This is a genomic window from Bacillus sp. BP-3, from assembly GCF_028401955.1.
GTDB lineage: Bacteria > Bacillota > Bacilli > Bacillales > Bacillaceae_G > Bacillus_A.
The window spans coordinates 1-9,762 of sequence record NZ_JAQOTJ010000041.1; the positions used below are offsets into that span (position 1 = coordinate 1).

At 34.8% G+C, this 9,762-nt stretch carries 8 protein-coding genes and 3 pseudogenes; 6 read left to right on the forward strand and 5 right to left on the reverse strand.

Features of this window, described 5'->3' with window-relative positions; genetic code table 11:
* Positions 1 to 73: 73 nt before the first annotated feature.
* Positions 74 to 166, reverse strand: a pseudogene (locus PLX19_RS26305) (transcriptional regulator); the annotation flags it as partial.
* Between the two features lie 308 nt (positions 167 to 474).
* Between PLX19_RS26305 and PLX19_RS25655 the strand changes: the two are divergent.
* From PLX19_RS25655 to PLX19_RS25670, 4 genes are all read left to right on the forward strand, one after another.
* Positions 475 to 1,773, forward strand: coding sequence for an FtsK/SpoIIIE domain-containing protein (locus PLX19_RS25655; protein ID WP_272191761.1), 1,299 nt, complete (start codon positions 475 to 477; stop codon positions 1,771 to 1,773).
* The gene (locus tag PLX19_RS25660) at positions 1,742 to 2,287 is read left to right on the forward strand and encodes a replication-relaxation family protein (protein ID WP_272191762.1); all 546 of its coding nucleotides are present in this window, start codon (positions 1,742 to 1,744) and stop codon (positions 2,285 to 2,287) included. The genes PLX19_RS25655 and PLX19_RS25660 overlap by 32 nt, the downstream gene beginning before the upstream one ends.
* A gap of 19 nt (positions 2,288 to 2,306) precedes the next feature.
* Positions 2,307 to 2,804: a hypothetical protein gene (locus PLX19_RS25665; RefSeq protein WP_272191763.1), complete on the forward strand. Its 498-nt coding sequence runs from the start codon at positions 2,307 to 2,309 to the stop codon at positions 2,802 to 2,804.
* Between the two features lie 82 nt (positions 2,805 to 2,886).
* On the forward strand, positions 2,887 to 3,477 hold the full coding sequence (locus PLX19_RS25670; protein ID WP_272191764.1) for a DUF3967 domain-containing protein: 591 nt from the start codon (positions 2,887 to 2,889) through the stop codon (positions 3,475 to 3,477).
* Between the two features lie 119 nt (positions 3,478 to 3,596).
* Here PLX19_RS25670 and PLX19_RS25675 read toward each other — a convergent pair.
* The 3 genes and pseudogenes from PLX19_RS25675 to PLX19_RS25685 all read right to left on the reverse strand — a co-directional run.
* Positions 3,597 to 3,884, reverse strand: a pseudogene (locus PLX19_RS25675) (hypothetical protein); the annotation flags it as partial.
* Positions 3,885 to 3,918: 34 nt separating this feature from the next.
* A complete protein-coding gene (locus PLX19_RS25680; RefSeq protein ID WP_272191765.1) occupies positions 3,919 to 4,320 on the reverse strand; it encodes a hypothetical protein in 402 nt (133 codons plus the stop codon).
* A gap of 14 nt (positions 4,321 to 4,334) precedes the next feature.
* Positions 4,335 to 5,165 carry a ParA family protein gene (locus PLX19_RS25685; RefSeq protein ID WP_097836567.1) on the reverse strand — a complete coding sequence of 277 codons (831 nt, stop codon included), beginning with the start codon at positions 5,163 to 5,165 and terminating at the stop codon, positions 4,335 to 4,337.
* A 977-nt stretch (positions 5,166 to 6,142) separates the two neighbouring features.
* On the opposite strand from PLX19_RS25685, the gene PLX19_RS25690 reads away from it, so the two are divergent.
* Both PLX19_RS25690 and PLX19_RS25695 read left to right on the forward strand, forming a co-directional pair.
* The gene (locus tag PLX19_RS25690) at positions 6,143 to 7,618 is read left to right on the forward strand and encodes a primase C-terminal domain-containing protein (RefSeq protein WP_272191766.1); all 1,476 of its coding nucleotides are present in this window, start codon (positions 6,143 to 6,145) and stop codon (positions 7,616 to 7,618) included.
* Positions 7,619 to 8,090: 472 nt separating this feature from the next.
* Positions 8,091 to 8,510 (forward strand): annotated as a pseudogene (locus PLX19_RS25695) (IS6 family transposase); the annotation flags it as partial.
* Between the two features lie 175 nt (positions 8,511 to 8,685).
* On the opposite strand, the gene PLX19_RS25700 reads toward PLX19_RS25695, so the two are convergent.
* On the reverse strand, positions 8,686 to 9,156 hold the full coding sequence (locus PLX19_RS25700) for a hypothetical protein (protein ID WP_272191767.1): 471 nt from the start codon (positions 9,154 to 9,156) through the stop codon (positions 8,686 to 8,688).
* Positions 9,157 to 9,762 lie beyond the last annotated feature (606 nt).

A 9,762-nucleotide genomic window follows, 5' to 3' on the forward strand; every position in this document is an offset into this window, starting at 1 on the left:
AATTACTAGCTACTTCCTAAACATTGTTCCTCATTTACCAACCTGTTTATACTTTTTTCAAGCTTTGCAACAGAACCCCACTCTCCCTTACTACGTCTTGTTGTGAAATTCCGTTCTTGTCTAAAAATTTACCAAACTTAGAACGTCGTTTTCCTAACCCGAACATTATTAAACTCTCCCTTTTCTTTTTGTAATCAGTCTGTCCAAAAATCAAACTTTCTAAACTTCAAAAAAGTTTGAATAATGTTCAAGCAGTACGCAATACCTTTTACCATACCAAACAAATTACGATGCACTGTTCCAAATTAATAGTTTTAAAAACTGCGTTTTACCTATTCTGAATATAATTCGCTAACAGAATAATGCTTCAGACATTGGAAGATTTCTATTTTCAACGATTCATGGCTATTTTTATCTCTTCTAATCTTCAGGGACTATTCTTGCAGAATACCAAAAGAAGGGTGGTGTGAGTTTGTGATATTTGAGTTAGTAAGTTCAGCTGCAGTTGGCGCAGCAATTTTTCTATCAAAAATGCATCAAAAAGGAGCAATAAACGATGCCTCCAAGATACAAAGGATTTGCGCTAATTGCGGTTTAAAAGTGAAGGAAGGAAAAGATACCAGAACTATACAGCTGCTCCGCAAGACGAGAAATGATTGGGGAGTTGAGTATGCTTATAGGATTCCTCTTGGTCTTAGTTTTTCTGATTTTGAACAAAAAATACAGCATTTAGAAGACGGGTTAAATCATAAAAATAAGGTTTACGATTTCAAACTATCAGACTTCAAATCTCTTCAATTTCGAAAAGATATCTTAAAACAAATACAAAACATTATAAACAAGAAAAAACTCGTTAGAAAGGAAATTGAGTTGTCTTACGATGGGTTACTTAAAATACGAGTCTATGAAAAAGGAGTTCCTGATTTCGTTAAATTTGAAGAGGATATGATGAGGCAATGCAGAGGATGGGAGGTTCCTATAGGTTATACGAGGGATGGATTAGTAAAGCATGATTTCGATGCAATTTCTCATATGATCTCTGCAGGAATGACAGATATGGGTAAATCGAATGTATTGAAGCTAATAATTACATCACTTGTACACAATCAACCAGAGAATACAAAGCTATTCCTTATTGATTTAAAGGGTGGTTTATCTTTTAACCGGTACCGATTCCTAAACCAAGTCGAATCAAATGCGAAGAATCCTGAGGAAGCCCTTGAGACTCTAAGGGAATTGAAAACCAAACTGAATGATAGAAACGAATACTTACTAGAAAAAGGATATGAAGATATAAAAGAAGCCGGGGATCCAACGAGGTACTTTGTAATCGTAGATGAGGCAGCCGACATGGCGCCATATCAGGAGTGCAAAGACATCATTGTAGATATAGGTCGTCGCGGCAGGGCAGCGGGATTCCGCTTAGTATATGCGACTCAATATCCTACTAACGAAGCTTTACCATCGCAGTTACGGCAAAACATTGGTGCTCGTATTTGCTTCAGATTACAAACAGAAGCAGGGAGCCGCGCTGTACTCGATGAGGGCGGCGCAGAGAGTCTTCCCAACATAAAAGGAAGAGCTATATACCAAACGAACGAGAAGAAGGTTTTACAGACTGTTTATATCAATAACAAAAAGATTGACAACATCATAATGCCACATATCAACATTAGAGCGAGAAAGGAGCATGAAGATGCAAAAGTTAGTTATAAAGGAAGCAAGAACCGAGTCCATACTCTTGAGCTTGAAGAAGTTGGGGTTCTTAAGTAGGAAACAAATCCAGGTACTTCATGATCTTGGCGGTGATAGAAATGCTTCCCGTGTAATGAAGGATCTTGAAGAATATGTATCTAGCTTTAGAGATTCAGAAAAGGTGTATTATCTCAATAAAGAAGGTCGTGAGCGTATTGGAAGTAATAAGGTACTCAAACGTTCTAACCAATTTCGTCACTACATTATGAGGAATGACATCTATATCGCTTACGAATGCCCGAAAACGTGGAAGCAGGAAGTCAAAATGAATGTTGAAGGTATCGTTTCTATAATTGCCGATGCACTATTCACGGATAATGGCCGTTATCACATTGTAGAGGTAGATCATCAGCAAAAGATGAGCGCAAACCGTTTGAAAATGCAGAAGTACAGAAAGTTAATGGAATGTAATGTGTTTGAGAAGGCGCCTAAATTTATTTGGTACACAACAACAGAATACCGAAGAAAGCAAATACAGAAGCTTTGCGAGGGATTGGATTGCAACATATTTACGGTTCCTGATTTCCATTAAAGTTAAGGGGATGGTCTATATGGCAACTGAGACAATGAGCATCAAGGATTTTATGGATGGTAACTATGGAGCGAAGAAAAAGCGGAGCTTGTTCAAAAAGAAAACAAAAAAATATGCACCTGTGGCGGTGCGAGTTGGTATTGCAATCGGTAGTGCTATTATATTCAGCAACATTATAGATATTCCACATGTATTTGCATCAGGAGCGGAAGCCGATGTGCCAAATGTAAATGAAGTATTCAAGGATGTGCAATCAAACGATGGCAACTTTAAAAATTATATAGATGGCCAACTGTACAACAGAATCGTAAATGCATTTGAGCCAGTTATCTTTCTAATTAAAGCAGTATCCTACCCAATCGCATCCGTTGTAGCGCTATGCGGTGGATTATTTATTATGGTTGGTAGCCAAGAACGAGGTTTCTCGTTAATTTCCCGCGCTGGGATTGGATATATCGTAGTACAAATGATACCGCTGTTTATGAGATTATTGGTTGAAATAGCAAAGGCGATTTAATCCCTACATTAGTGGGGCTTTTTTCTTTGCAGGAATTTAAAAATCGTTAGGGAATATTTTTTCTAGGGGGTGTTGTGACGCTATGACGGATGAGATTGTTTATTCTGCTAATGAAGTATATAAAAGGCTAGGAATATCCGATAGTACGCTCAGAAAGTATATGGAAGTGTTGCAACGAGAGGGATTTATAGTAAAGAAAGATAAACGTGGCAGACGTGAATACACAGATGGTGACATCCTGGTTATTGAGAGATTAATTGAGATTAGTAAGCATGACGGTATGACGTTGGAAAAGGCAGCAAAGATGATTGCACAACAAATAGAAAAAGTTAATCCGGATTTGATTAAAGAAGAACCTGAGGACACGAACTTAATTCCATTTCATATTCAAGAACAGCTACAGCAACAATACAGCGTTATGGCGCAGGAAATGAATCAAAGTATATTAGCGATGGAAGAACGGTTAAGTGAGCAGGCAAAGCAAAGCAACGAGGAAATTAAAGCGAGTATAGATCAACATAATGAACGAGTGGAAAAACGATTGGAAGCACGAGATGAGGCGCTTATGAAAACATTACGTGAGATACAAGAGGCGAAGAAATTAATGCAGGAATATCGTGAAGAAGTCGCTGCTGCAAAAGAGAAGAAAAGGCTGTGGTGGAAGTTTTGGTGAGGACTTTATATAAACTACGTAAAAGTAGAAAAGTATACATTTCTACTTTTCTGCTTTGATGAGGGATATATAATAAAAAAAGAAGTATCCCCAATTAGAAACAGGGATACTTCTTTTTTTATTTCAGTCAGTAATTTGAATTTCATTTTCTGCTCAGTAGTCAATTCATTTTCTACATAATGATTTATAAGTAAATCAATTATTTCGTGAGCAAATTTCGTGTTGGTAATTTTCATTAGCGTTTTAAGTTCTTCTTTGGATTGACTAGAAGTTTTAATGCTATCCTGTTGATTTTTAAATTTCTTTTTCTCTGGTGTGTGCATTTTCTTTTCTGTGTTCGTATTTAAATCCGAACTGTCAGTAATAGGCGTAACTGTTACTACAAATGAATTATTCTTATTTTTCACAGGCACCACTCCTATTTTAAAACTATATTGCTTGTTATTTCTTTTCCAACATTTCGTAAAGGTGTTTGTACATCCCTTTATAACCTTCAGATTGTCGCGTTGTTAGCTTAGTATTTACATAGCTTTCAAGAAGCATGTCAATGATACTGTTAATTGATGCCTTATCCATGCTTTCTTGTTCTTTTATAAATGGTTTAAGAGTATTTAGCTTTAGCAAAACAGCAGGTGAAATTTTAGCTGTTTTAGATGGAACTAAACGCTGATCGTGTTTCTCAGGAACAGGTATTTTCCCTTTATTAATGATAGGAGTCATAACCTTTTTCTTAACAGGCTCATTATTACGGCCGAAATCGTTTGTTCCTTTTATCTGTACACCTTTGTCATTTAAAGTATTTCCGGGTTTTGTGACTATAGGTTGAAATGGTGCTTTAGACATTATGAGCCTCCTCCTTAAGCATTAATAGTAGCAAAATAGTTTTCATGTTCATTAAGTTCGCTAAGAACATCGATGAATAGTTGATGAGCTTTTTCATCCCACATATCAATATTGCCACTAACGTTAACATTTTTATGAATTCCTTCAATATCGTACACTTTTAGACGCTCTTGATATCTCACAATTGTATCTAGAACATTTCCACCATACATTTCCTGAGCTTGTTGTAATACTTTATTATCCACTCGTTTTCCTTGATGTAACATCATTGGAATAATACCTAAAACTTGTAGGTCTGCATCATATGTTTCTGCTAAGAACTGCATATAAGCGATATATGTTTGAGCGCCTTCTAAAGATAATTCTTGTGTTTGTAGAACGATGATACAATAATCGGCTGCTATCATAGCGTTATCTGAGTAGTCACTGATTGTTGGTGGTACATCAATGTAAATACGATCATATTTATCTTTTAATGGTTCTAGTAATTTTTTTAAATATGTAATTTGTGCAAGTTCATCCTCTGGGAACATATCAAAGAGGATTTTTGATAGTTTTCTAAATGAAGTATTAGATGGAACAATGTCCAAATTCTCAATTACTGGAATAATCTCATTCTCTAAATTTTGATTTAGAAATGCATCCGTAATAGACTTATCAATTTCTTCAATGTCACCTGTTTTAGCAAGGACTCTTGTAGCGTTCCCCTGAGGATCCATATCCACTAAAAGACATTTTTCATTAAATACTGTAGCAGCTTCATAAGCCAACATTGTAGCTGTTTTTGTTTTTCCAACTCCACCTTTAAAGTTACCGATTACGTATGTAGTTGCTTGTCTAGTCATTTTCGACATTCCTCCATAAAACTCCGAATAAGTATACCTTTGAGTAAAATGTAACATCTACATTCAATATTCGCAACAGTATACCGTAGAAAAGTTTAAGTTTTTTAAACGGATTTATCGAAAAAGTAGAAAAGTATACTTAAGCGTAAGATTTTTTAGTGTACTTTTCTACTTTTCTACTTAAACGTAGTTTATAGAATGGATGTTTTTACAGATAGAAAAGTATACATTTCTACCTATGCGTAGTTTTGGAGTTTTTTCTTTATACACTGGTATTTAAGGGTTAATTACAATTTTTTAGGAGATTACGTTTGTAAATGCGAGAACAAAAGTATACATTTCTACCTATGCGTAAGTTAGATAAAGTATACCAACTTTCAATTACAGGTAGAAATGTATACTTTTACACTTATGCGTAGTTCTACATTTCTACTTATGCGTAGTTTCAAGTTGTCATTTCTGTATTTACAAACAAAAAAACTTGCTGTAACGTAAGAAACAACAAGTTTTTCAACAAAAAAAGATTTAAATTTAATATTGTACATAAAGAGCTCTTTAGAGCATATTCGATAAATAATTTACAAAAACAAATAAAAAAGAACGGCTGTCTAATAGAGATTTCTCAGGTCTCAATCTGACAGAAAAAGTAGAGTTACTGACAATAACTTTACTCCCCGGTGAATACAAGTTGCTGACAACAACTTGTATTCCATTTACACACTGACCAACCCAGTATGTAAACTTCCCAGTACCGTTCTAGTTAACTATGTTATTAGAGATATAAAAATATCTGTATTTAGTATAGTTAATTAGTGATGGATTGTAAAGATAGATATCCTTATTTAAGTACGGAAAAATTACGTTTAAATATGGAGAAATTCTGTTTTTATATACTTTTCAGGGAATTTTCAAGGTGAGCAGTGTAATAACTGCTCACCTTTTTTATTGTCAAAAATCTAGTAGAAAGGAGATCTAACATGGATAAAGCGCAGCAAGCAATTGAATTGATTTTACATAGTGGATTACGCAAATATAAATACAAGAATTCTAGAGCTAGCATCGTCATGTTAGACTCACAGGATACTAGTAAGATGAATGACCGATTTGTATTCATTACGCGTACAAAAGAAGATTTAATGCATCCCTATGGAACTAAAGGAGTTGTATTAACTTCTCAAGAAGCAGTTCTGGATCATATCGGACAAGCTACGCATTGGACACCAAATGTATTCAGAGTAGGTACATATTTGGACAGAAGCAGAAGAATCATTAAAGGTCATGAAGAACGTAATTTAAAACAAATCAACTGTTTCACTGTAGATATCGATACAAAGGACATTACTCCTGGAGAAATCGTACTGGCAGCAATGGACAAGCAATTAGGCATGCCTACAGTTATCTTGGAAAGTGTGAAGGGATACCAGGCTTATTTCGTGCTAGATAACCCATTGTTCATTTCAAATAAGAATGATTTCCGTGGATTACGTAGCGCAAAGAGAATAAGCGAGAACATCAGGAAAGCTTTAAGCGATTTATTACCTGGTGTTGATTTGACATGCAATGATTTCGGATTTTTCCGTATGCCAAACGAGGAGAATGTTGTATGGATGGATGCAGAAAGTACGTGTAATCTAGCTCATTTAATTGAATGGTCTAAAGATCAAGATATCGGCCATCGCAGAAACTTATTTACAGTTCTTTCGAACAAGCCAATGCATACAACTCAAATCACTGAAGGATGGGTGCAAAAGGTACTAGTATGCACACATATTCATGGTCAGAAAGGTCTAATCGGGCGTGACAACGCCGTATTTACGCTTGCTTTAGCATGCTATTCTTCTGGAATGACGGAAAAAGATGCATACAACTTATTAGACCAATTCAATACAAACTTAAACAGCCCTTTGAAAAACGCGAGCATTCAAAAGGCTGTTCGTAGCGCCTTCTCTGGTAAATACAAGGGTGCAAACAAAGCGTACATTAATCATATTTTAGAAGTTTGGTCAGATGGGGAAGTATCATTTTCAGGACCAGTACCATCTCAATATTGGTATAAGCATAAGAAAGCACGTAAGGAACGTGTGCGTAGCCACTGGTATGAGTGGGAGCAAGACATTATTGGCTTCTTAAACGCGCAGAAAGACACAGAAAAAGGATTTGTATATGTTACTCAAAAGGAATTGTGTGAGGCTCTACAAATCCCGAGAAGCACGTTAAACAGTGTATTAAAGAAATCCCAACAAATCTATATCCATGTAATCGGTAAAGGCAGCCAACGACAAACAGGACTGTCTACTTTGGCGTTGCTTTTTAACCATGCTATTGGTCGAAATAAAGAGCAGAAAGAACTATACCTTGAATTTATACAATCGATTATTCCAAGTGCAGCAGAGCGTTTATATGAGTTGACACAAGAACAAACCAATGACTTAATCACACTAAATACAGGTTAATTTGTAGCTTTGTCCATTCTGCCAATACATATATCTATTATACTTTTTTATGGTTACGTTTCCGCGATTATAATTTATTTTTGAATTAGGTGTTATCACTTATGTATGGTATATGAAATTGTTTGTTTGGGAGTACAACAATGAAAAGTATTTTCTTTATACATTGTTTTGATGAACCTACGAGAAAGAATTACGATTTTGTGGAACTTTTACTTTCAGCGAAGACTTTATAAAAGCGTTATTAGGGGTCACCATACATGCCCATCAACTTAAGAACAGAAACAAAATAAACTTTTGTTCAGGCAAAATAAAAAACTCTTAAAACATTTTTTATTCTTAAAAATGAGCATGCCAAATAAACCTAAATAGGTATTATTTTTGGTTCTGGTGCAAAAACTTCCGGACAATTGCAATAAATCTACAAATCTTGGACATATTGATACTACTAATTTAAAGAAGGTGCGTGATTGGTATGGAAAAGGAAAATGTATTCAAATGGAAGCATTATCAACCTGATATTATTTTGTTAACGGTAAGATGGTACCTACGGTACAACCTCAGTTTTCGTGATTTAGTGGAAATGATGGAGGAACGGGGCTTATCGATTTCTCATACAACGATTATGTGTTGGGTTCATCAGTATGATCCTGAATTGGACAAACGAATCCGACGTTACCTTAAACAAACAAGTGACTCCTGGAGAGTCGATGAAACATATATCAAAGTAAAAAGTCAATGGATGTACCTGTATCGTGCTGTTGATTCGAAAGGAAATACAATTGATTTTTACCTGAGCAAAACAAGGGACCAGAAGGCTGCAAAGCGCTTTTTTAAGAAGGCATTGCAGTCTTTTCATGTTTCAAAACCTCGTGTTATAACAGTCGATAAAAATCTAACTGGGGTACAGCCGAGATACGTGTAAAAATAGGTCATAGACTTACTTTTATTTCCATTAGTAATTTATTGAGCTTAGGTGTTTGCTCTTGTGCATCCATTTTTTATGCATTCCTGTTATGACTTAATTAGATTGTCGCATTATTGTAAAAGGATGCATTAGTTTGGTAATTTTACTTAGTTAGCATCAAATAATAATAATTTGCATCTTTTAATGCAGTGTTCAATTCGATAGAAGCTGTAAACGTAGTATATAATGCTATACCTACAGATATAACAAAAATTAGACGCCCTTTTTTAAGTATTTGCTTGTTCTTCTTGTAGAGAATTAGTGCTATTAAAACAACAATCAAAAAGTAGGATGCGTATAATATCGTTTCAAATATGTGCATATTGATGTCTTGAATAGTTGTTCTAAAATGCATCAATTTTTCGGTATTATCATTATTTTCTTGGATAGTAAATAAGCTGTCTCGATGCCCAATTTTCCAAGTGAAATTGTTTTGTTCATTTATCATAGTGTACTGATAACCACCAGCTTTTTCTTTGCTTATAACTAATGGCGAACTTGCGGACACATTCGCATCAAGAAAAGTAAAGAATATAATAAACATAGAAAATACCACTGAAAATTTCTTTTTCAAAACGATCCCCTCCTCTAGCTACATATAATATTACAATTTTCTAATAATTTGAATTATGTAAATTCAAATTATGTTATACAACACTAAATGGGGTTTGTGTTGTAACGGACCAGAAACGGCAATAACCTTTATTTTTGCTTTACTATTGCCAACAACAAGACGTGTTTACTCCAAAAATGATTGGGGTACCGCTAGCATTTCGGAAAAAAAACACGCTAAGCAAATTTCGACACTAAAATAAGTAATTTTAACAACGCTAAGGGTATTTCGATACAACACAATATTATTTGTGTTGCATTAAAACGAGAAAAACTATTCAAATAGGTTGCTAACGCAACACAATTTACTCGAAATAACCCATTTTTATATGCAACCCAATTTAAAACATGGTGAAAATGATTAAAAAACTCTTAACGTGGTTTTTTTCCAAAATGCTGGCGATCCCCCATCGCTATCAAGCTAATAAAACAAAATACCCCCTAAAATGAAAAAATACGCAATTCTTTCTGTAGAATCATAGGAAAGGATTGCGTTTTGTATGTCTATTTCTGTATCTGATGAATTACAACTATTTGCTCAAGAAATTCAAAGTTTCTTATCCCCAAA